This is a genomic window from Acinetobacter sp. CY73 (genome assembly GCF_059515865.1).
Map to the genome: position 1 here is coordinate 265,629 of NZ_JCAKMZ010000001.1, position 22,242 is coordinate 287,870.

A 22,242-nucleotide genomic window follows, 5' to 3' on the forward strand; every position below is an offset into this window, starting at 1 on the left:
TATACTATGCAAATTTTATATCAAATCTGATAAAAGCCCTGTGTGAATCAGGGCTTTAACGCGGTGTGAATTGGTTTTTATCATTATAATGTTTACGATCTTTTAAAAGATCGCTTCATCAGAATTTGCTGAGATTTTATGTACAGAAATATCTGCACCTAAATATTCTTGTTCTTGGCTTAAACGAATCCCCATGGTTGCTTTAAGTGCGCCGTATACGAGAAATCCACCCATTAAAGCTAGGACAATGGCGAGGCCCGTTCCAATCAATTGAGAAATGAGAGATACGCCGCCTAATCCACCCAACCATTGCTGACCGAATAAACCGACAGCAATCCCACCAAAAGCACCACAAATACCATGAAGAGGCCATACCCCCAAAACATCATCCACTTTGAGTTTGTTTTGTGTATAGGTAAAGAATTTAACAAAGATCAAACCTGCGATTGAACCAATCACAAAAGCACCGAGTGGATGCACGATATCTGAACCTGCGCAAATCGCAACCAGACCTGCCAATGGGCCATTGTGTAAGAAGCCCGGATCTTCTTTACCAAAGAAATTAGCAGCAATTGTTCCACCCACCATTGCCATTAATGAATTCATGGCAACCAAACCTGAAATGGCATCGAGACGTTGTGCGCTCATGACGTTAAAGCCGAACCATCCCACGATCAAAATCCAAGAACCTAAAGCTAAAAATGGAATTGAAGAAGGGGGGTGTGCACTGACTCTGCCATCTTTTTTGTAACGTCCATAACGAGGACCGAGTAAAAGGACAGCAGCTAAAGCAATCCAGCCGCCCATGGCATGGACCACGACCGATCCTGCGAAGTCATGAAAACTCGCACCAAATGAGTTTTCTAACCACTTTTGAAGTCCGAAATTACCATTCCAAACCATGCCTTCAAAAAATGGATAGATGAGTGCCACTAAGAATAATGTTGCTATGGCTTGGGATCGCATCTTTGCTCTTTCTGCAATGCCTCCAGAAATAATCGCTGGAATTGCAGCCGCAAAGGTCAATAAAAAGAAACAACGCATGAGGTTGTAACCCTGCTCATCGGCGAGAACAGTACTACTGTGAAAGAAATGCTCGCCGTAGGAAATGTAATAACCAATAAAAAAGTAAGCAACCGCTGAAATTGAAAAATCAGTCAAAATTTTACTCAAGGCATTCACTTGGTTCTTATGACGTACAGTACCTAGTTCTAAAAAGGCGAAACCTGCGTGCATAGCCAAAACAAGAATTGCACCTAAAAGGAGAAAGAGTAGATCAGTGTTTTGCATAGTGATTTCTTATGGTGCTTAACTTTTAATTTTGAGCAGTATAGCAACTGATTTTGTGGCGCAAAGCCTTTTTCATGAGGGAAATATTGATCAAGACACTCATAAAACAATGAAGACTCGATATAACGCAGAGGATTGCACTTTTATAGTGTATACGCACTAATAAGGTGCAATATAATAACAAGTATTAAAATACAAGATATTGATTTTTAGATATAAATTTAAATTCTGATCACAGCTGAAATTTAATGATTATGGAAATTGAAAACATTATATTTTGTAATGCTCATAAAGTTTGTCGTCATCGTGAGTCATCATCAGAGAAGTTGTAGTTCAATAAGTCAACATAGATGGATAACTCAAAGGGATACATTGATTCAGGCACACATAGAGCTTTTTATTCAGCTGTTATCATCTAAGGAAATAAAATCAAGTTTGATCATCAGAGCGATTCAAAATATTCAGTCTGAGTTGAACTATGACTAAATTTATAGGTTCTTTTATCAACTCATTTTCAATCATTCAATATAGAAATATGTTCGCAATCATCTCAGTACTTTAAAGGTCTGTACTTTAAAGGATAATAGAATGGTATTTAGCACGTCTTGCCTTTAAACTCTTGGCGGACTTTCATAAATTTTGAACCCTCCCAACGAAATACATTGTGGCATTTGGATGGATTCGTCACCACCATTTCAGGCCAACCATGACGACCGATCGATTTGAGAAATTGTGGTTCACCTGGACTATTAAAGATTCGTGTCCATTTCCCATTTTTTTGAGTCGTTAATAAATAGAAACCAACGCCAGTAGATGCATAGCATTCTGTTCCACCATCACGCACGATTGCATCTAATCTACCATCGCCATTGATGTCTTTGATGACAGGAATATGACCTATGCTACATTTTCCACGCCAAAAACCATTGGTATTTTTAAAACCTGCAGCAGTGAAAATATCACTTTTTTGATCTGTTTTTGTTTGAGCAAAAGTTGTATTTGGGAACAGTAATGCACTAATCACACAGCTACATAACAATGTTTTTTGGCTCAAGGTTTTTTGTAGAAGTTTCAATGTGGCTTTAGGGCTTAAAAAATTAAGAATTTTAGAAAATTGACTATCCATAGCAATCCAAATTAATTTTTATTTTATTGATGTATTTCACATTTTATAAGAAAAGCGATCTAGATCAAGTAAAAAGAATAGTGTTTTTGTTATACCAAGTCTTGAGCGAGATTGACTCAGTGGAAATTTAAACTATGAAAATGAAAGCGTTGAGGGATTTATTTTGAATAAAGGATAAATTCAGATTTCTTTTGCAAAGCAGGGGGAATGGGGCGTAAAGTGTGCAGAACTCCAAATATCCATTGATTCGCAATTGATCAGCATTTCACTTTGCATGCTGAGTTGAAAACTGGTCAATGTTCAACGAGCTTCATCGTATGTACAGTATTTTACTTTCTCTATTTCCACTGATTGCTTTCATTATTGTGGGTTTTGTTCTTAAACGAACAGCTTATTTAAATGACGGTTTTTGGTCAGGAACAGAGAAGTTAAATTACTATATTCTATTTCCAGCGATGTTGTTCGGAAATTTAGCCACTGCACAAATTGATTTGTCGATGGTCAACACCATTTTGATTATTTTGGCGGTCATATTCGGTTTGAGCTGTGCAGTGTTGTACTTGTTAAAAAAAATACTAAACATTCATCCATCAAGGTTTGGTGTATTTACTCAAAGTAATGTGCGTTTTAATACTTATATCGGTTTGGCCATCGTTGCATCGTTATTTCCAGTAGAAGGCATGACGATTTTTGCGATTTTATTGGCAATTAGTATTCCGATCGTCAATATTATTTCGGTACTGTCACTCACTGAACAAGATTGTATGGATTTTAAAACCATCATTCAGTCTTTGCTTAAAAATCCTTTGATTATGGGCTGTATCGTCGGCATCTTGTTTAATCTTTCAGGATTGAGTTTATGGGATGGACTCAACCATTTTATTAAACAATTGGCTGCGTGTAGTTTGCCATTAGGATTAATGTGTGTGGGTGCTGCCTTACAATTTATGGCACTTAAAAAAGATTTATTTCCACTGATCATCAACACAGTTTCAAGACTAATGATCATGCCTCTATTGGCTTTTTTCGTGTGTAGATGGTTGGGCTTTTCAAATTTAGAAATACAGATTTTTGTGCTTTATTTCGCGCTTCCTACGGCTTCTGCGTCGTATATCCTCACTAAAGTTTTAGGTGGTGATAGTCAATTGATGGCAGGGGTGATCAGTTTACAAATCATCTGTGCCGCGATTACTTTACCGATCGTACTGAACTTGGTCATGTAAACATGAATGAATGGTTAAATATAGAGTCTGCAGATAACATTGCTTCAAATTTTAAACCTGAATTAAATTCAGAATTATGCGAAAATAGTGTTTTGTATATTTGTCCAAGGACTCCCATGACTGATCACGCTCCTGAATCTTTAAGCGATATCGAAATTTTAGACATTTTACAGTCCATGAAAGACGATGAGCTCGATGTTGAAGCACAAGAGATGATTCGAAATGGTGGTAAAGCTGGCCGTCAAGAAGCGCATAAACAAGCTTTAGTGGCATTGAATGCATCATTTGAAGCAAAATTTGTTGAAGCAGTGACTTTAGCTTTGGGCTTAAATGAAGGTCAGGCGAAGAAAATTCGTTATAAGAAAGATCGTGTACGTATTTTAAAAGTACGTGGCATTGATTATCTTGCGATTGATGGTGCTGAAACTGCACAAGTATTGTCACAAATTTCACAAGCGATTCAACGTGAAGATGCAATTGTGACCAAAGATTTGCATAACATTTTTCCATTTTGGAAGGAAGGCTGGCCGATGGTTCAGTTCGATAATGCATACAATATTTTGGTTGAAGATATTTCAATTCACTATCAAGCAACCCTTGATAAATTATTAGCGCTTTATGGTCGTTAAGTGCTAATGGTATTGATCAATTCAGAATGAATAGATCTAAAGATTTTAGAAACCGATTTATGCTGAATGCTAAATCGGTTTTTTTAGCTTCAGCTCTAATACAAGGAATGAGTTCTAATAGAAAGAATAGAGCTTATACCTAAATTGTTGAACAATTTTAAAGTCGGAGGAAGAAGAATTCTGATATTATTTAGAAATACTTAAAAATAAGAGATAACAACAATGATGGGTTTATCGATTGGTCATATTGTACTTTTTGCGATTATCATCTTGGTGATTTTTGGAACTGCAAAACTTAAAAATTTTGGTAAAGATGTCGGTGGTGCAGTCAAAGACTTTAAAGATGCAGTCCGAGATGATAAAAAAGATAAGAATTCTCAATAGTTTAACTTCTTTTTATTGATATGTTGCTTGAGCCATGTTTGACGTTGGATTCGGAGAATTATTCTTCCTTGGGGTGATCATTATTATCGTACTCGGACCAGAGCGCTTACCGGATGCGATTCGTTTTGCAATAAAGATAATTAAAAAAATTAGTCAAATTAAATCTGATATAAAACAAAAACTTGATCTTGAGTTAGAGCTACATCAACTACGTGATGAATTAAAAGATGAGCTTAAAAATGTTAAGCAGCTTGAATCTCAAATGCAGGGATATTTATCGAATCTAGAAAACAACGTTGAAAGCCAAATTCAACAAGAGCTTGATCAAAATACAAAAAAATATTACCCAATTCAGTCTTTTACAGTACCTACACCCTTTAAAACACAGTTTGTAATGAGCCATCTCATGCAATGGTCATGTTTAGATTTACACACCATTGGAGTCCGATATGTCTGAATTTCAGACACCTGAAACCTCAGCCTCATCCACGCAACAAAAATCAGGGCAGTTCGGCGTTTACTTTGCTGAATTAAGGCGTAATTTGATTCATGTCCTCATTGCTTTTGCATTGATCTTTATTGCTTTAGTGCCTTTTGCAAATACGATTTACAACCTTATCGCAACACCGTTACAAGCTAAACTTCCTGCAAATGCACATATGATCGCGACAGATATCACCAGTACATTTGTTGCACCGATAAAATTGGTTTTCTTTGTCACCCTGATGCTGTTGTTCCCTTTTATTTTTTATAAAATCTATGTCTTCCTGAAAAATGCCCTCTACGTAAAAGAAAAGAAAATATTTTTCTTTTTCTTCCCCACCAGCATCTTGTTATTTTATTTAGGGATTGCTTTAGGGTATTTCATTATTCTGCCTGCTGTACTTGGATTTTTTATGGGAATATCTCCTGAAAGCGTCACTCCAATGACAGATATTCAACAATATCTACTGTTTTGCATTAAGTTCTTTTTTATTTTGGGACTCATTTTTCAAGTGCCTTTGTTGATTATGGTGATGGTTTATTTTGGCATAGTGAAAATTTCAACAATCAAGAAAAATAGACCTTATATTTTCATATTTTGTTTTTTTATAGCGATGTTTGTCACTCCTCCTGACATTCTATCCATGGCGATTGGTGGTTTGATGATCTACTTTCTCTTTGAGTTGGGTTTATTGTGTGCTCATTTTTTGAAACGAACTACATATGAAAAATAATGTGATTTATTTCACAAAATAATAATTTATTGTCAGACATATATTATTTTATTTAAACAATAGTTCTGTATATTTAGAAATACTTAACAATAGTTAAGTGACACAATAAACAATTCTTAATCATTGAGGGTTAAATCATGAGTTTAGTTGAACTTAAGCAAGAAGAAATCGAAGAAGTTTCTGGTGCAGGAACACTTTTAGGTGATTCACTAATTAATGGTGTGAATTTATTTAACCAAACGTTAAATTCAAAACTTATTTCATCAGTAGGTGTTGTATTTAGTGCTGTGGGTTTAGGGCTAGTTCACCAAGTTGCCGATTCTACAGGTTTAGCTGCATCTAAAGCATTAGTCGGTTTAGGTCATGCATTAGGTGGTGATGTTGCAGAAACACCGAACCACTACGAAAAAGAAAAAGGTGAAGGTCAATATCAGCTTTTACCGACCTTAAATGGCGTTAAAGCGTGGCTTTCATAAGTCTTAAATAAGATGTAAAAAAAGCAGATTAGTGATTTTTTGCTAATCTGCTTTTTAGTAACTAAGAATAAAAACTGAAATTCATGGTAGCTAGAAGAATGCAAAATTCATCAGAAAAAATTGATAATGATAAACGCGACTTTTTAAAAACAATGGGTGGTTTAGCAGCAGTTGGTGCAGTATCTGCTTGGTTGCCAACGCAAAAAGCTGAGGCATGGTTTTTTCCGTTACAAGACAGACTCGTAAATTTCCCTTCAGATATTTCTGTATTTAAACAGTTATATGAAAATTGGTCAGGTGAGTCCCGTTATGAAAATGCATGGACTGCATCACCTCGAAATCAACAACAGGTATTAAGTGCTATTAACTGGGCATATCAAAATGGTTATAAAGTTAGAGCAAAAGGCATGTCGCATAACTGGTCGCCTTTACTTTTAGATGACCAAGATAAAATAACAAAAATACTGCTTATCGATATGCCAACGCATATCAATAAAGTCACTATTGATTCAAATGGTGTCGTTACAGCAGATGCTGGTATTCAGATGGAAGCATTGCTGACGCAAATGGAATATCGTAATCGTGGATTCTTAGCGATCCCTGCACCAGGAGATTTGACGCTCGGTGGTGTGTTAGCGATTGATGGTCATGGTACAGGTGTACCTGCAATTGGTGAGAAGAAATTAGTCGGTCAAACCTATGGCTCGATCAGTAACTTAGTGGTATCAATTACTGCTGCGGTATTCGATGCCAGTCAAGGTAAATATGTTGCAAAGACTTTCCAACGTAATGACCCAGATATTCGAGCTTTCTTGGTCCATATTGGACGTGCATTCATTTTATCTGCTCAGTTACAAACCTCTGCAAATCAAAATTTGCGTTGTGAAAGTATTACCAATATTCACTATCAGGAATTGTTTGCACAAGATAAAAATGCTGGCCGAACATTCTCTTATTTCTTAGATCAATCAGGACGTGTAGAGACGATTTGGTTTCCATTTACAGATTATCCTTGGTTAAAAGTGTGGACGGTCACTCCTCAACGTCCATTAACTGCACGTTTAACCTATAAGCCTTTTAACTATTGGTTTTCGGACAATTTAATTAAACCCCTTACCGATTTGATTCATAAAATTGTGGTCAATAAAAGTGCTTATCTGACGCCAACCTTTGGTAAAACACAGTATGAAATTTCAAAATTGGGTCTAAATGGAACGCCTTTATCAGGAGTTACCACGATTTTGACAGGTGGATTGGCATCTACACAAACCTATGACTTATGGGGAACATCTAAAAACGTATTGATGTATGTAAAGCCCACTACATTACGCGTGACAGCCAATGGTTATGCCGTGATTACCAGTCGTGCCAATGTTCAGAAAGTGATTGCTGATTTTTGTGATTATTATTTAGTAAAGATGAAGCAGTATCAGAGCTTAGGGCGTTTCCCAATGAATGGTCCTGTAGAAATTCGTGTCACTGGCTTAGATCATCCAGAAGATTCGATTATTCAAGGGGCGGAAACGGCTGCCTTGTCAGCAATTAAGCCTTGTCCTGATCATCCTGAGTGGGATTGTGCAGTTTGGTTTGATATTTTGACTTTGCCAGGCACACCATTTTCACCGCAATTTTATACTGAGGTTGAAGAGTGGATGTCTCAGCGTTACCAAGGGGATTCTTTGATGCGTCCAGAATGGTCGAAAGGTTGGGGCTATACCAATCAAAAAGCGTGGGACAGTACCAACTATATTGATTATGAAATTCCACGTGTACATGCTCAAGGGCAACCAGAATCTTTAAGTATTCGGTCTTCAAGTCAAATTTTGAAGCAATATGATCCTCATGGAGTGTTCACAGCACCGCTGTCTACTCGTGTTTTAAAATAAGCTGTCTTTGAGACTCTAAGTACTTCATAAATGTATTGTGAAGTACTTTTTTATTTTTCTATGGTTTTATTAGACAAATTAAATAATTTTGTCTTTAATAAGGCAAATTTTACACTCGGTGTTTTTTGCTAAAGTAGCAGATGTAGAACGAAGTCAGCATTAACCACATTATTTTTACAAATGATAAATAACAGCACTTAAAAATTAAATATAAATCCTTATGACAAAAAAACTGTTTAGAGACAAAGCCATTGATGCTCAGAAATCAAAATGGATTGGAGAGGTTATTTTAATTCGTCCTTTTTCATTTACGGTGCTGACGATTTGTGTCGTTATTTTTACCCTGATGCTTTTAAGCTTTATTTTTTTAGGTAGCTATACCAAACGCACTAGTGTAAAGGGCTTACTGATCCCAAATACAGGTTTGATTCGTGTTCATAGTTCCGAGGGTGGAACAGTGAGTGAAAAGTTCGTTAAAGATGGTCAACGTGTTGAGAAAGGTGCACCGTTACTTTCTTTAAAAATGACGCGTTATAGCAGTTCTGGAAATTATAATGAATCTGTCGAACAGCAAATCCAACTGAAAAAGCAAAGTTTAGACACCGAGAAAAATAAACTCAGAGAGTTGCATTTAAATAATGCACAACAAATTGAGGCGGAAGTGCAATCGCTTCATTTGGATTTAAATAAGTTAGATGGCTTAATTTCAGAGCAACGTAAGCGCTTGTCTCTCGCACAGGAAAATGTGAATCGTTATCGTGATTTAAAGGATAAAGAATATATATCTGTCGAAGAGTTTCAATCGAAACAAGACAACTATATGAGTCAGAAAGTCACTTTACAGAGTTATGAGCGGGAAAAAATCAGTAAACAATCAGAACTCGCCAATAAACAACTCATTCAGAAAAGTCTTGGCTCAAAGCTTGATAATGAATTGAGTATGATCGATCGTCAGATTGCGACTAATCAGCAAGAGTCACTCGACAATAAAGCACGTGACAGTTTGATTTTACAAGCCAATTCGGCAGGGCATATCGCCTCAATTAATGCGGAAGTGGGTCAGTTTATTTCACCGAATATTCCTGTGATGAATATTGTTCCTTCGCCATCTGAATTAGAAGCTCATCTATTTGTACCCAGTGCTGCCATTGGATTTATTCGCATTGGACAACCCGTGAAGTTGCGTTTTCAAGCTTATCCTTATCAAAAGTTTGGTCAAGGTCAGGGAAAAATTACTTCAATCTCAGCAACGACCATGAATCCTCAAGAACTGACCAATTTAGGTGAGTTCGGGCAGGGCGTGTCTTTGAATCACAATGAGCCTGTGTATTTGGTCAAAGTGAAATTGAATCAACAATCGGTTAAAGCGTATGGTGAAAGTAAACCGCTTAAAGTGGGCATGGCTTTCGATGCTGATATTATGCAAGAAACACGTAAATTGTATGAGTGGGTACTTGAGCCTTTATACAGTATTACCGGGAAAATCTAAGAAGAATAACTATGCAATTATTAGACAAAATTTCCCTTGGTTTTGGTCACAAGATCCCGACAATTCTTCAAACAGAAGCAACAGAGTGTGGTTTGGCATGTATTGCCATGATTGCACATTTTTATGGTTATGAATCAGATTTATTGACGTTAAGACGGCGCTTTCCAGTTTCGCAAAAAGGAAGCAATCTTAATCAATTGATCAAGATCAGTAACCAATTAAATATGGTGACTCGACCACTCAAGCTTGATTTAGAAGATCTCAATCAACTGAAAACACCGTGTATTCTGCATTGGGATTTTAACCACTTTGTCGTTTTACAAGAGATAAGTGGCAATAAAGTCACTCTTTTGGATCCTGCATTTGGAAAGAGAATACTCACTTTAGATGAGGTGTCTGAACACTTTACGGGGGTTGCATTAGAGCTTTGGCCAGACACAGAGTTTGAGAAAAAAGAAGAAAAAAATCAGATTCAACTTAAAGGTTTAATTGGGCATGTCCGTGGATTGTGGAAATCTTTAGGGCAAATTCTTATTTTGGCTTTGGCTTTAGAAGTCTTCTCTTTAATCAGTCCTTTTTTTATGCAATGGGTGATTGACCATGTGATTGTCTCAGCAGATCGTGATTTGTTGACCATTTTAGCGATTGGTTTTGGCATGCTGATGTTACTCCAGCAATTTATTGGTTTATTGCGTTCATGGATCATGATGTATATGAGCACGCATTTGAGTGTGCAATGGCAAGCCAATGTTTTTAATCATATGATCAATGTGCCTGTTTCTTATTTTGAACGACGTTCACTGGGCGACATTGTTTCGCGATTTGGCTCGATTGGTAATATTCAAACTACACTGACCAGTACTTTTTTAGCCGCCATACTCGACGGTTTGATGACGGTTTTTACCCTGATTCTAATGTTTGTATATAGTCCTAAGTTGGCATGGATTGCTATTTTTACGATGTCACTTTATGCACTGATTCGATGGATTTGGTATGCACCTTTAAAGCGAGCGACTGAAGCGAATATTATTCATGCTGCTAAGCAAAGTAGTCATTTTATGGAAACGGTTCGTGGTGCAAAGACCATTAAACTATTTCAACGTCAGGATGTACGTCGTTCGACTTGGCTGAACCTCGTAGTCAATCAAGTCAATGCAGGCTTGACGACGCAAAAGCTTGGACTGGGTTTTTCATTGGCCAATGGAATCTTGTTCGGTATCCAAAATATTGTGATTGTCTGGTTGGGTGCAACATTGGTACTCGAAGGTAATTTTACTGTTGGTGTGTTGATGGCATTTATGGCCTATAAAAGTCAATTTGATGGCCGTGTTGCGGGTTTGATTGATAAATTTATTGAAGTGAAGATGCTTCAGATCGATGTGGAACGTCTTTCTGATATTGTCTTGACCGAGCAAGAAAAACTATATGGTGATGTTGAAATTAGCAATGTCGATCAGGCCGAAAATGCAATAGAAGTGGACAATCTTCATTTTAAATATTCAGAAAATGATCCCTATGTACTTAAGGGAATCAGTTTTAAAATTCCTCAAAATCAGTCTGTCGCCATTGTTGGTGCAACAGGCTGTGGTAAGACGACACTTTTGCATGTTCTATTGGGGGTTTTTAAACAAACGGAAGGTGAAATTCGTGTCATGGGGCGTGATCTTGAGCAATTAGGTTTAAATGCCGTCCGTGACCATGTGGCGACGGTGCTTCAAGACGATATTTTATTTGCAGGGTCGATCGCTGAAAATATTTGTTTCTTTGATTCCAATCCAGACATGCAATGGATCCAAGAATGTGCTGCTTATGCGGCGATTCATGATGATATTACCCGTATGCCAATGGGTTATCAAACCTTGGTCGGTGATATTGGTAATATGCTTTCCGGTGGACAAAAACAACGTATCTTGCTCGCACGAGCAATTCATAAGAAACCTAAAATATTATTTATGGATGAGGCGACCAGTAGCTTAGATGTACTGAAAGAACAAGAAGTAAATGCAAAATTAAAATTGTTAAAAATTACCAAAATTATTATTGCACATCGTCCTGAAACGATCGCTTCAGCTGAAAGAATTATTGCTTTGCAAGATGGTTTGATTGTTAAAGATGTATTAATGAAGGATATCAAACCAGCATGAACATAAACTACAAGGCAATGGTGCTCACGATGCTCATGCTGAGTGTGATGGGACAAACGACTTCACTTTATGCTGATTATTCATTATCAAAATTATTGAAAGAAAAATCGAAGAAACGTGAGCCACTTTGGTTTGATGTACTAACCAATCAACGAAAAGAGCGTGAAAAGAAGCAAGAAATTCAGAAGATTGAAAGCACACTCAATCACACTGTTTCTCAAGATATAGCTCAGCAAAGAACGCAAGTAGGAGATATTCAATGCTTGACTCAGCCTCAACTTAATCCCAATGAGCAATTATCACTGATTCATGCAGTTGAGCGTGCGGTTTGCCGTTTTCCAGAGACCAAAACTGCATGGGTACAAACGCGCATTCAAGCAGCACAATTGAAAATTTCAAAGTCGAGTTATTATCCGCAAATAAGCTCATCAGTGAACTATGATTGGGGACGTGATGATTATCAGGTGGATGGTCGTCCAGATATGAGTTATGACACAGATACACGCCGTTATGGGCTTGCCGTTCAGGCGAATTGGTTGTTGTATGATTTTGGGGCACGGCATTATCAAGTCGAAGAAGCACAGAAACTTTTAGCAATGTCTTTGGCGCAGCAAGATGCAGTGTTGCAAAGTGTCATTATTAAAACGATTTCTGCCTATTACCAAATTACTCAGGTGGAGTTAAAACTTGAAAATTTAAAGCAATTGGTGGAGCTTGCCGAGCAGAATTATCAAATTGCTAATGCACGCTATAAAGCAGGAGCTGGGATTAAGTCCGATGTGCTACAAATGTCAGCGAACCTCGCCAAAGCTAAATCTGATCAGACTAAGCTCATGGGCGAGTTTAAAATTGCAAAAGGTCAATTGGCATCGTTGATGGGTGAGCCTGCGTACCAGAACTTCCAAATTAATAATCAATTAAAAATTCCGAAGGCGTTAAATCTAAAATCAATTGAAGACTTGGTGAAGCAAGCAGAGAAACTGCATCCACGGTTTAAAGCATCAAAATTGGGAATTGAAGCTGCTCAAGATAAAATTAAAGCAACACAGCGCGCTAAATATCCATCTTTAACATTTAATAGTAGTTATCATCAATCCAAACAATTGGGTGAGAGTCCCTTTGGAAATGAGACGCAGCGTTTACAAGCTGGTGTGCAACTGAATTTTCCTTTGTTTGATGGTTTTAATCGCAAACATCAAGTGATTCTTGCTCAAGAAAATTTGAGGTTAAAGCAACTTGAGGAAGAACAAATTAAATTGGAAATTAATGCAGAAATTTGGAAAAGTTATAACGAATTAAATGCCATCCATGACAATATTTTAGCATTACAGCTTTTAAATGATAGTGCGACCAAAGCGTATGAAGTGGCACAAGGACGTTATCGAGCGGGTGTGGGAAATATGCTTGAAGTGGTGAATGCTCAAAACTTATTAACTGAAGCTAAGATGAATTATTCCACTGTATTGACTGAGTTTTTAGTGGTGCGATATCAACTCTTATCGAATATAGGCAACCTAAATATTTGGTCTGAAGCTCAATCGTAATGCTTAGTTCATTATCATTAAGCTTTGATTGGTCAAAGTAAAAGCCCTTAAATTATTTAAGGGCTTTTTAGATTTTGCTTGGCATGTGAATAATAGAATTAAAACTTAATCAACAAAATCGAATTTACAAAAAGCAAAAAATTGCTATTAACTTGCCACAGAATAAAATGGGAACATCCCGAAGACTAAGGCAGCAACCAGCATCACGAAACAGGTGATAATCGCCCATTTAATCGTAAATTTTTGATGTTGACCAAATTCAATTCCAGCCAAACCACATAATAAATAAGTGGATGGAACTAAAGGCGATAACAAATGTACGGGTTGGCCGATGATTGAAGCACGTGCCATTTCTACAGGTTCGATACCGTAATGTCCAGCTGCCTCAGATAAAATCGGGAGAACCCCATAGTAGAAGGCATCATTCGACATAAAGAAGGTTAATGGCATACTTAATACAGCTGTAATCGGTGCTAAAAATGGCCCCATACTTTCAGGAATGATGGCAACTAATTCTTTAGACATCGCATCGACCATGCCTGTGCCTGATAGCAAGCCTGTAAAAATACCTGCCGCAAAGATAATACCCACGACATTTAAGGCACTACCTGCATGATGAGCCACTAAACTCTTTTGCATATCGATATCGCGATAATTCACCACCAAGGCAATACACAGTGCAATCATGAACAAGATAGGCATAGGTAAAATTCCCATGACTAAACAGACCATTAACCCCAGTGTTAACAAGCCGTTAAACCATCTGAGGTGAGCACGATTTGCTTCAGGATTATTTGAAATTTGAATATTATCACCATGACTTACATCAATCTCGATAATTCCTAAGCGTTTACGTTCCATACGACCGTACATGGTACCAAGGAAATATAACCAGCCGATTGAAAATAGCATCGGCAGAATCATTGGAACAAAGACATCACTTGGGTCGACTTGTAATGCACTCGCAGCACGTGCTGTAGGTCCACCCCAAGGGGTTAAGTTCATAATTCCACTGGCAAGCATCATTAAACATGCCATGATCAATGGACTCATACCTAAACGCTTATACAACGGAAGCATTGCTGCGACACAAATCATATACGTGGTTGAACCATCACCATCTAAAGATACGATTAAGGTTAAAGTAATCGTTCCCAGCACGACTTTTAAAGGATCACCTTTGACGAGTCGAAGGATAAATTTTACCGAAGGATCAAATAATCCTGTATCAATCATGATGGCGAAATAAAGAATCGCGAATAAGAGCATGACGCCAGTTGGCGCGAGTTTTTTAACGCCGTCCAACATCATTTGGCCTAATTCATTCAGTTGAATGTGGCTTAAACTATCAAAGAAAAATCCTAAACCGTAAGCAATTAATGCAAAGAGAACTGGAATCAAAGTTAAGGCAACAAGAGGGCTTAGGCGTCTTGACATGATTAAATACATAAAGCATAAAATCATGCCCAGACCTAAAATGGTCAGCATTTTTCAATCCTTGAGTTATTGGTTTTTAGTTGTTCTATATCGAAATGGAATGGTAATCTCATTTTCAGAAAATCGAAATACCATTATAAAAATGAAAGAATGATGATTATTTTTTAAAAAAATAGAATATTTAAATCAGTATCTTATTTTAATTAATGAGTTGTTTCTCTGATGTATTAATAGATTTATATCAAATTTATGAATAAATATTTAAATAAAAATTTATATAGAAGTAATGAAAATTCAGTGCTTAAGTTATGTTGAAATCGGATGAATAACTAAATTTTCCATTCTGAAAAAATAAAAAATCCCAAATGATTGGGAGTTTTTAAAGTAGATCAATTAAAATACTTGGAAAGTTTAAGCATTATTCATGATTAATGGGCTGAATAGGCTCATCTTGTTCAATTAAACGTGTCACTAACAGTTGATCAATTTTAAAATGATCAACATCAACAACTTCAAATTTATAACCATCAAATATGACTGCATCTGCAGGACGTGGAATCTTACGCAGTTTGTACATCATGAACCCTGCCAAGGTTTCATAGTTTTCATCGTCAGGCATGCTATCAATATTTAAAGCATGTTTCATATCTTCAATTGGTGTACTGCCATCAATCAACCAAGAATTGTTATCGCGTTTAATAATTTGAAGATCTTCATCTGTAGGGGTAACCCAATCACCCATCACGGTGATCATAATGTCTGAGAGCGTAATCACGCCGACGACCAGTGCATATTCATTGAAAACTACAGCAAATTTTTCTTTGCTCGAACGGAAACGATCTAACACTTCGGAAAGTGTGAGCGTATCAGGAATGGTCAATACCGTACGCAAGGTCGATTCATTCAATTGGTTAAATTTTTGATTATTTAGAATACGAATGAGAATATCTTTGGCATCCACATAGCCAATGACTTGATCAATATTTTCACTACATACTAAAAACTTGGAGTAAGGATACTCGGCAAGTTTTTGACGAATACTTTCTTCAGATTCATTTAAGGTAAAATAAACCACGTTCTCACGTGTAGTCATACTCGAAGGAACATTTCGTTCTTCTAGTTCAAATACATTTTCAATGAAGTGATGTTCTTGTTTTTGTAGTACACCTGCTTGAGCACCTGCATCCATGACCGCTGAAATATCATCAAAAGTAATATTGTCATCACGGGTAGTATTCACTTTGAATAATCTAAACAGAAGATTGGCGATCGCATTAATAAACCATGCCAGTGGTTTACAAACCGAAATAAAAATTTGTATAGGATTAATAACGGAAATGGCAATTTTTTCTGGTGCGATCATGGCCAAGCGCTTTGGCATTAAATCGGCAAACAGAATAAATAGTGAAGTGACTAATGTGAATGAAAGTATGAAACTGATATTTTCAGCCCATGGACCTTGATAAAACTGATACACAAATTCAATAATATAAGGTCTGAAAGCACCTTCACCTAAGATACCACCAAGGATCGCAACAGCATTTAAACCAATTTGAGATGCAGCAAAAAAGTCTGCGGAGTTTTCTTGTAAATCTAAAACCTTTTGGGCACGTTCTTCGCCAGATTCTGCCAAAATTTTAAGTTTAACCTTACGTGAACCTGCAAGTGCAATTTCACTGAGTGACAAAAAGCCGGCTCCAGCAATCAAGATGATGATGATCAAGAAATTCTGAAAGAGACTCACAAGGCACCTTTGGTTTGAAATTATTATGAAAGTTTTAACATAAAATAGAATGAGATAGTGAAATTTTCCACCACCTCACTATTATAATACTGATCACAAAAAAGTAAAAAATAAATCAGCTACAGTATTTGGGGATTTAATGATTGACAATATTCGAATTGTTATTCGACATAAATTCACGGTTTTCTTCTTCAATCATTTGGCGTGCAACATATAAAATTAATTGGCGTAACCAACGATGTGCAGGATGATGATGAAGCAGAGGGCACCATGCCATCTTTAATTCAAATTCTGGAATATAAAATGGCGGATCTTTAAGCATTAAGTTTTGGCTTTTTGCTTGTAAGCGCGCGATCCGACTTGGTAAGGTGGCAATCAGGTCAACATTTGAAGCCAATAACCCAGGCATTTGATAATGACGGGTAAATACGGAGATCTTACGTTTTTGCCCAATTCGCTCTAAAGCCTGATCAATCCATCCAAGTCCAGCTTGTTTCTCAGGATTCACACCAAAGCCTACGCCCATCCCTGTTTTAGAGACCCAAATATGTTGCGCATCTAAATAGCTTTTTAGGTTAAGGTTATTTACAGCAGGGTGTTTATGATTCAGTAAGCAAGAAAAACTGTCGCGCCAAACCAGTACTTGGTGAAAGCTTTGTGGAATTTCATTGAAACGGTTAATCGCTAAATCAACTTTACCTTGTTCCATATCGCGATACGACACATCACTTGGCGTTAGGAAATCTAGGACAACATTGGGTGCTTCAGAGCGAAGTGCTTTGACTAAACGAGGAACTAATGTCGCTTCGGCGTAATCCGAAGTCATAATCCGAAATACACGATTAGAGGTATAAGGGCGGAATTCTGTGCGTGGCTCCAAAATCATAGAAAGATCTGAAAGCGCATCTCTAATTCTAGGTTGTAATTCCAATGCCCGTTCTGTAGGCGTCATGCCTTCAGACGAGCGAATCAATAGGGGATCATTAAATAAATTACGTAGACGTCTTAGAATATTACTCATTGCTGGTTGGGTAACACCCAATTGCTCAGCAGCGCGTGTTACATTTTTTTCTCGTAGCAGTACGTCGAGGTAAATTAAGAGATTGAGATCAACCCGCTCAAGATTCATAAAAAAAATACCGAAAATAAATTTTTGAAATCGTAGTGAATTATGCCATAAGCAAAACAGCTTGTGTTAAAAGACGATAAAACAACTTAAATATAAATAGCCCTTATGATGAATAAAAGTTATCAATATAAAATTTTAATCATTGAGTTTTGATCATCATTGGTTTTATAGAATTGAAAATCTATTTCACATTGAAATTTTATTAAAAATTAGAATGATCACCATATCGTAATCAAGATTTCTAAAATCATTGCAATAGTTCCAACATAAAATTTCGATAACAAGGAAAATGGTCAAAATAATGATCAACTAAAAATGCTTAAGATTGCACCAAAATGCCATTAAAATTTTTCAAAAATGCATTTTGCAAGAAATCGACAAGCTGTTGAGACTTAAGTCTAATGATTTTTAAATATACAATTTGTCTATAAGTTGATCATTTGTGCTATTATATTAATTATTAATAAACAATGCTTTAATTACCATCATTTATTTTCTTTATTAGACTTTGATCTACATATTTTTTAAATAAATACCGAAAATTATCTCAAAGTATTGGATTAATTTTTTCACCCCCTCTAAGCTAAGTCCATAACAACGAAGTGCTTTAAATCTGATCAATCTAGATCGAGACGATTTAAAACATTTATTGATGAAATCCTAAAATTATATACAGGGTAGAATATCATGACTCAATACCAAACAGCGATTGATGCAATCCGCGAATTAAAAGCAAAATTCGGCAACACTTGGGCAGACATCAGTGCTGAAGATGCTGCACGTATGCAAATCCAAAACCGTTTCAAAACTGGTTTAGACATTGCAAAATACACAGCTGCAATTATGCGTCGTGATATGGCTGCTTATGATGCTGACTCAAGCAAATACACTCAATCTTTGGGTTGCTGGCACGGTTTCATCGCACAACAAAAAATGATTGCGAACAAAAAATATTTCGGTACAACTGAACGCCGTTATATCTACCTTTCTGGTTGGATGGTTGCTGCACTTCGCTCTGAATTCGGTCCTTTACCTGACCAATCAATGCACGAAAAAACTTCAGTACCTGCATTGATCGAAGAAATCTACACTTTCCTTCGCCAAGCTGACGCGAAAGAATTAAACGACTTGTTCCGTGCGCTTAAAAAAGCTCAAGAAGCTGGTGATACTGCTAAAGCTGCTGAAATCACTTCACAAATCGATAATTTCCAAACTCACGTTGTGCCAATTATTGCGGACATCGATGCTGGTTTCGGTAACGAAGAAGCAACTTACCTTTTAGCTAAGAAAATGATCGAAGCGGGTGCTTGTGCACTACAAATCGAAAACCAAGTATCTGATGCGAAACAATGTGGTCACCAAGCGGGTAAAGTAACGGTTCCACACGAAGACTTCATCGCTAAAATCCATGCATTACGTTATGCATTCTTAGAAATGGGTCTTGATGACGGTATTATCGTTGCGCGTACTGACTCTGAAGGCGCTGACTTGACTCAAAAAATCCCAGTGGTTAAAGAGCCAGGCGACATCGCTTCTCAATACATTAGTTACTTAGACACAACTGAAATTGACATTTCAGAAGCTCAAGAAGATGAGATTCTAATCAAGCGTGATGGTAAATTACACCGTCCTAAGCGTTTAGCTTCTGGTCTTTACCAGTTCCGTGCTGACACTCAAATTGATCGTGTTGTACTTGACTGTGTTACAAGCTTACAAAATGGTGCTGACCTTCTTTGGATCGAAACTGCAACGCCTAACGTTGCTGAAATCGCTCACATGGTTAACCGTGTACGTGAAACAGTTCCAAATGCGAAACTTGTTTACAACAACTCGCCTTCGTTCAACTGGACTTTAAACTTCCGTCAACAAGCTTACGATCGTTGGGTTGCTGAAGGTAAAGATGTTTCTGCTTACGACCGTGCTAAGTTAATGAGCGCTGAATACGATGCTACTGAATTAGCTGCTGAAGCTGACGAAAAAGTTCGTACATTCCAAGCAGATGCTGCTCGTGAAGCAGGTGTGTTCCATCACTTGATCACACTTCCGACTTACCATACAGCTGCTCTTTCTACGCATGAGCTTGCTCAAGGTTACTTCGGTTCTGAAGGCATGTTGGCTTATGTTGCTGGCGTACAACGTAAAGAAATCCGTGGTGGTATCGCATGTGTTAAACACCAAGCAATGGCTGGTTCAGACATCGGTGATGATCATAAAGAAATCTTCGCTGGCGACAATGCATTGAAAGCTGGTGATGATGCTAAAAATACAATGAACCAATTTGGTGGTTAATCCCTTCCATTGATTCAAAAGAAAAACCCTGCGGAAGCAGGGTTTTTTTATGGCTGTTTTTTTATGGTTATATAATAAATTCTAAATCGTTTTAAAAAATATTTATTCATTAATCAATTGAAAACATTTGTATATTTTATATCGTTCATTATTGATACAATCGCCCAAATTTTTTAATGAAGATGATGCTGTAGTGTTTGAGAAACTAGCTGAACAAAGCTTAAATATGATGGGCTGGGAAATTGACAATCATTGGCCACTTGATTTGGATCAATGTGTGATGATTGCAGCGCCGCATACCAGTAATTGGGATGCCTTGTATGCACGTCTTGCACTGAAAGCCTTAGGGGTAAATGTACGTCTGACCATTAAAGACAGTTATATGAAGTTGCCTTTTGGTCCATTTGTCCGTGCAATGGGTGGAATAGGGATTGACCGTCGTCCCAAAGCAGTAGGTGAAGAGCGCCCGAGTATGGTTGAAGTGATGAGTGATCTGTTTAAGACACATCCGAAATTGGTGATGTTAGTTACGCCTGAAGCGACACGTGCCAAGCGAGAGCAGTGGAAAACAGGTTTTTACCATGTTGCGACGACTGCAGGTGTCCCTATTGCATTGGCGTATATGGACTACAGCAAGAAAAAATGTGGTGTCGGTAAAATTGTATATCCATCAGGTGATATGGAAAAAGACATGGCTGAAATTATGGAATTTTATTCAAATATTAATGCTAAATTTCCAGAAAATTTTAGTGTTGATACGCGTTTCTTCTGATACATAAAATCATATGTAAATTGGGCGATTAGATGTATATAAGCTTAATATCAATGATATTGAAGCTGTTATATAGATAATAAAGACAGGTCATGACTTGTCTTTTTTTATAGCTCAAACATTTGAAAAGTGATTTATATTGATTTTTTAATTGTTGATTAGAACGTATATTTATTTGGGTGAAATACTTATGCCACCTAAAAAATCACAAGCGGATTTATAGTTTACATACTGCATTTGAATAATTTCATAAAGAGGCATATCAAATAAAGTATCACCTGATTTATAGCGATCAATATATTCGATAGATTTATCTTTACTCACCGCAAGCGTGCGTTCATGAAAGCTTGTAATAGAGTTGTGGCTTAACTGATCGGCATCAATATTATTGCATTGAAATTGTTGAATAAGTGCTTCAGCACGTTTAATTTCACTCGATGAGCCAAATGCACATCCTGTCAAGACAACCATAATGCTTAACAAAATCGGGGTTTTCATTGGATTAAATAATGAGAAGGATAGCATCGCATTATAGATTATTTAAAGTGTGATTAAAGTCTCACAAAAACAAATAAAGTCAATTTCAATTCAATTGCTTAAATATTGAGCACTTAAGTGTCAAATTAAAATCAATTTACGTGATTTGATTCCAAGGCGCTGAAATATTTAGTTATTTAATGAACTCAAGCAAAGAATACAACCTGAAGCAAAGAGTAAGCTTAATACAATTTGTTTAAATTGTTTCTCTGATATTTTATAAAAAAGTTGTGCACCTAAAATGGCAGGAATGCTGATGATTAAAATTAAGATGCCAAAATATTTGAGTAGTTCAATTGAGATAGTCCCTTGCCATAAATACACAGCAATAGTGAAAAGCTGAATCGCAAAATTGAAATGTCTTAAAATATAACGTTGATGTTGCTTCGGCAGATTTTTGAGCATCACCCATGCAGATGGTACAGCACCACAGAAGCCACCTAATCCCCCAAGTACACCACCAACAAAGCCAATGCAGGCATCTGATTTTGAATCCAGTTGTTGTAAGTATTTAAACTGTGGTGCGACATACATGATGGGGCACCATACGATCAGAAAAAGTCCTAAGATCAATTTGAAAAGGTCTGCATTGACAATATCGAGTAGAAAAGTACCTAAAGGTACTCCGATTAGTCCAGCAACGATATAAACGTAAACTAAAGATCGTTTTAATATAGGTGGTTGCTCTTTAGTAAGTGAAATAATATGACACCATAGTGAAGCAAATACGACGAGCAGTGCTGATATTTGAGGAGGGAGTACCCAAACCCAAAATGACATAGCGATTAATGCAAAGGCAAAACCGGTAAGACCTTGAGCGAAAGCGGCTAAACATGCACCAATGATAAAAATAAAACCTATTTCCATCAAGAAATAGTCTTTTTAACGTTTTTACAATGATCATTACTGATGCGTATGCAGAGGGC

The 22,242-nt window shown here is 37.0% G+C and carries 18 protein-coding genes and 1 pseudogene; 12 read left to right on the top strand and 7 right to left on the bottom strand.

The window, feature by feature from the left end:
• Positions 1–102: 102 nt before the first annotated feature.
• Positions 103–1,290 carry an ammonium transporter gene (locus tag AC5YD2_RS01280; RefSeq protein ID WP_496124573.1) on the bottom strand — a complete coding sequence of 396 codons (1,188 nt, stop codon included), beginning with the start codon at positions 1,288–1,290 and terminating at the stop codon, positions 103–105.
• 595 nt (positions 1,291–1,885) lie between these two features.
• Positions 1,886–2,416, bottom strand: a complete 531-nt coding sequence (locus AC5YD2_RS01285) for a hypothetical protein (protein ID WP_496124574.1) — start codon at positions 2,414–2,416, stop codon at positions 1,886–1,888.
• Between the two features lie 317 nt (positions 2,417–2,733).
• Between AC5YD2_RS01285 and AC5YD2_RS01290 the strand changes: the two genes are divergently transcribed.
• The 10 genes and pseudogenes from AC5YD2_RS01290 to AC5YD2_RS01335 all read left to right on the top strand — a co-directional run bounded on the left by AC5YD2_RS01290 (position 2,734) and on the right by AC5YD2_RS01335 (position 13,408).
• A complete protein-coding gene (locus tag AC5YD2_RS01290; protein WP_496124575.1) occupies positions 2,734–3,639 on the top strand; it encodes an AEC family transporter in 906 nt (301 codons plus the stop codon).
• A gap of 116 nt (positions 3,640–3,755) precedes the next feature.
• Positions 3,756–4,268: a hypothetical protein gene (locus AC5YD2_RS01295; RefSeq protein ID WP_496124576.1), complete on the top strand. Its 513-nt coding sequence runs from the start codon at positions 3,756–3,758 to the stop codon at positions 4,266–4,268.
• Between the two features lie 222 nt (positions 4,269–4,490).
• A pseudogene (gene tatA / locus AC5YD2_RS01300) lies at positions 4,491–4,634 on the top strand (twin-arginine translocase TatA/TatE family subunit); the annotation flags it as partial.
• A 52-nt stretch (positions 4,635–4,686) separates the two neighbouring features.
• Positions 4,687–5,109: a Sec-independent protein translocase protein TatB gene (gene tatB, locus AC5YD2_RS01305; protein WP_496124577.1), complete on the top strand. Its 423-nt coding sequence runs from the start codon at positions 4,687–4,689 to the stop codon at positions 5,107–5,109.
• On the top strand, positions 5,102–5,869 hold the full coding sequence (gene tatC / locus AC5YD2_RS01310) for a twin-arginine translocase subunit TatC (protein WP_496124578.1): 768 nt from the start codon (positions 5,102–5,104) through the stop codon (positions 5,867–5,869). Before tatB ends, tatC begins: the two co-directional genes overlap by 8 nt.
• 137 nt (positions 5,870–6,006) lie before the next feature.
• Positions 6,007–6,345 carry a hypothetical protein gene (locus AC5YD2_RS01315; protein ID WP_496124579.1) on the top strand — a complete coding sequence of 113 codons (339 nt, stop codon included), beginning with the start codon at positions 6,007–6,009 and terminating at the stop codon, positions 6,343–6,345.
• Positions 6,346–6,443: 98 nt separating this feature from the next.
• Positions 6,444–8,231: a cholesterol oxidase substrate-binding domain-containing protein gene (locus tag AC5YD2_RS01320; protein ID WP_496124580.1), complete on the top strand. Its 1,788-nt coding sequence runs from the start codon at positions 6,444–6,446 to the stop codon at positions 8,229–8,231.
• A 220-nt stretch (positions 8,232–8,451) separates the two neighbouring features.
• The gene (locus AC5YD2_RS01325; protein ID WP_496124581.1) at positions 8,452–9,720 is read left to right on the top strand and encodes an HlyD family secretion protein; all 1,269 of its coding nucleotides are present in this window, start codon (positions 8,452–8,454) and stop codon (positions 9,718–9,720) included.
• Between the two features lie 11 nt (positions 9,721–9,731).
• Positions 9,732–11,864, top strand: coding sequence for a peptidase domain-containing ABC transporter (locus AC5YD2_RS01330; protein ID WP_496124582.1), 2,133 nt, complete (start codon positions 9,732–9,734; stop codon positions 11,862–11,864).
• Positions 11,861–13,408 carry a TolC family protein gene (locus AC5YD2_RS01335; protein WP_496124583.1) on the top strand — a complete coding sequence of 516 codons (1,548 nt, stop codon included), beginning with the start codon at positions 11,861–11,863 and terminating at the stop codon, positions 13,406–13,408. Before AC5YD2_RS01330 ends, AC5YD2_RS01335 begins: the two co-directional genes overlap by 4 nt.
• 147 nt (positions 13,409–13,555) lie before the next feature.
• Here AC5YD2_RS01335 and AC5YD2_RS01340 read toward each other — a convergent pair whose 3' ends face one another.
• The 3 genes from AC5YD2_RS01340 to AC5YD2_RS01350 all read right to left on the bottom strand — a co-directional run bounded on the left by AC5YD2_RS01340 (position 13,556) and on the right by AC5YD2_RS01350 (position 17,718).
• Complete coding sequence (locus AC5YD2_RS01340; RefSeq protein ID WP_496124584.1) at positions 13,556–14,896, bottom strand: CitMHS family transporter; 1,341 nt, start codon at positions 14,894–14,896, stop codon at positions 13,556–13,558.
• Between the two features lie 367 nt (positions 14,897–15,263).
• Positions 15,264–16,589, bottom strand: a complete 1,326-nt coding sequence (gene paeA, locus AC5YD2_RS01345; protein ID WP_496124585.1) for a polyamine export protein PaeA — start codon at positions 16,587–16,589, stop codon at positions 15,264–15,266.
• A gap of 136 nt (positions 16,590–16,725) precedes the next feature.
• Entirely contained in the window at positions 16,726–17,718 is a 993-nt protein-coding gene (locus AC5YD2_RS01350; RefSeq protein WP_496124586.1) for a LysR family transcriptional regulator, read from the bottom strand.
• Between the two features lie 687 nt (positions 17,719–18,405).
• On the opposite strand from AC5YD2_RS01350, the gene AC5YD2_RS01355 reads away from it, so the two are divergent.
• Both AC5YD2_RS01355 and AC5YD2_RS01360 read left to right on the top strand, forming a co-directional pair.
• Positions 18,406–20,007: an isocitrate lyase gene (locus AC5YD2_RS01355; protein ID WP_496124587.1), complete on the top strand. Its 1,602-nt coding sequence runs from the start codon at positions 18,406–18,408 to the stop codon at positions 20,005–20,007.
• A gap of 193 nt (positions 20,008–20,200) precedes the next feature.
• A complete protein-coding gene (locus AC5YD2_RS01360) occupies positions 20,201–20,779 on the top strand; it encodes a 1-acyl-sn-glycerol-3-phosphate acyltransferase (RefSeq protein WP_496124588.1) in 579 nt (192 codons plus the stop codon).
• A gap of 171 nt (positions 20,780–20,950) precedes the next feature.
• On the opposite strand, the gene AC5YD2_RS01365 is transcribed toward AC5YD2_RS01360, so the two are convergent.
• Both AC5YD2_RS01365 and AC5YD2_RS01370 read right to left on the bottom strand, forming a co-directional pair.
• On the bottom strand, positions 20,951–21,277 hold the full coding sequence (locus tag AC5YD2_RS01365; protein WP_496124589.1) for a hypothetical protein: 327 nt from the start codon (positions 21,275–21,277) through the stop codon (positions 20,951–20,953).
• Positions 21,278–21,445: 168 nt separating this feature from the next.
• Complete coding sequence (locus AC5YD2_RS01370; RefSeq protein ID WP_496124590.1) at positions 21,446–22,183, bottom strand: sulfite exporter TauE/SafE family protein; 738 nt, start codon at positions 22,181–22,183, stop codon at positions 21,446–21,448.
• Between the last annotated feature and the right edge of the window lie 59 nt (positions 22,184–22,242).

Bases quoted from the DNA above. Each gene is read 5' to 3' on its own strand.
- AC5YD2_RS01280 (WP_496124573.1), bottom strand. From the start codon at position 1,290: ATGCAAAACACTGATCTACTCTTTCTCCTTTTAGGTGCAATTCTTGTT.
- AC5YD2_RS01285 (WP_496124574.1), bottom strand. From the start codon at position 2,416: ATGGATAGTCAATTTTCTAAAATTCTTAATTTTTTAAGCCCTAAAGCC.
- AC5YD2_RS01290 (WP_496124575.1), top strand. From the start codon at position 2,734: ATGTACAGTATTTTACTTTCTCTATTTCCACTGATTGCTTTCATTATT.
- AC5YD2_RS01295 (WP_496124576.1), top strand. From the start codon at position 3,756: ATGACTGATCACGCTCCTGAATCTTTAAGCGATATCGAAATTTTAGAC.
- tatB (WP_496124577.1), top strand. From the start codon at position 4,687: ATGTTTGACGTTGGATTCGGAGAATTATTCTTCCTTGGGGTGATCATT.
- tatC (WP_496124578.1), top strand. From the start codon at position 5,102: ATGTCTGAATTTCAGACACCTGAAACCTCAGCCTCATCCACGCAACAA.
- AC5YD2_RS01315 (WP_496124579.1), top strand. From the start codon at position 6,007: ATGAGTTTAGTTGAACTTAAGCAAGAAGAAATCGAAGAAGTTTCTGGT.
- AC5YD2_RS01320 (WP_496124580.1), top strand. From the start codon at position 6,444: ATGCAAAATTCATCAGAAAAAATTGATAATGATAAACGCGACTTTTTA.
- AC5YD2_RS01325 (WP_496124581.1), top strand. From the start codon at position 8,452: ATGACAAAAAAACTGTTTAGAGACAAAGCCATTGATGCTCAGAAATCA.
- AC5YD2_RS01330 (WP_496124582.1), top strand. From the start codon at position 9,732: ATGCAATTATTAGACAAAATTTCCCTTGGTTTTGGTCACAAGATCCCG.
- AC5YD2_RS01335 (WP_496124583.1), top strand. From the start codon at position 11,861: ATGAACATAAACTACAAGGCAATGGTGCTCACGATGCTCATGCTGAGT.
- AC5YD2_RS01340 (WP_496124584.1), bottom strand. From the start codon at position 14,896: ATGCTGACCATTTTAGGTCTGGGCATGATTTTATGCTTTATGTATTTA.
- AC5YD2_RS01350 (WP_496124586.1), bottom strand. From the start codon at position 17,718: ATGAATCTTGAGCGGGTTGATCTCAATCTCTTAATTTACCTCGACGTA.
- AC5YD2_RS01355 (WP_496124587.1), top strand. From the start codon at position 18,406: ATGACTCAATACCAAACAGCGATTGATGCAATCCGCGAATTAAAAGCA.
- AC5YD2_RS01365 (WP_496124589.1), bottom strand. From the start codon at position 21,277: ATGAAAACCCCGATTTTGTTAAGCATTATGGTTGTCTTGACAGGATGT.
- AC5YD2_RS01370 (WP_496124590.1), bottom strand. From the start codon at position 22,183: ATGGAAATAGGTTTTATTTTTATCATTGGTGCATGTTTAGCCGCTTTC.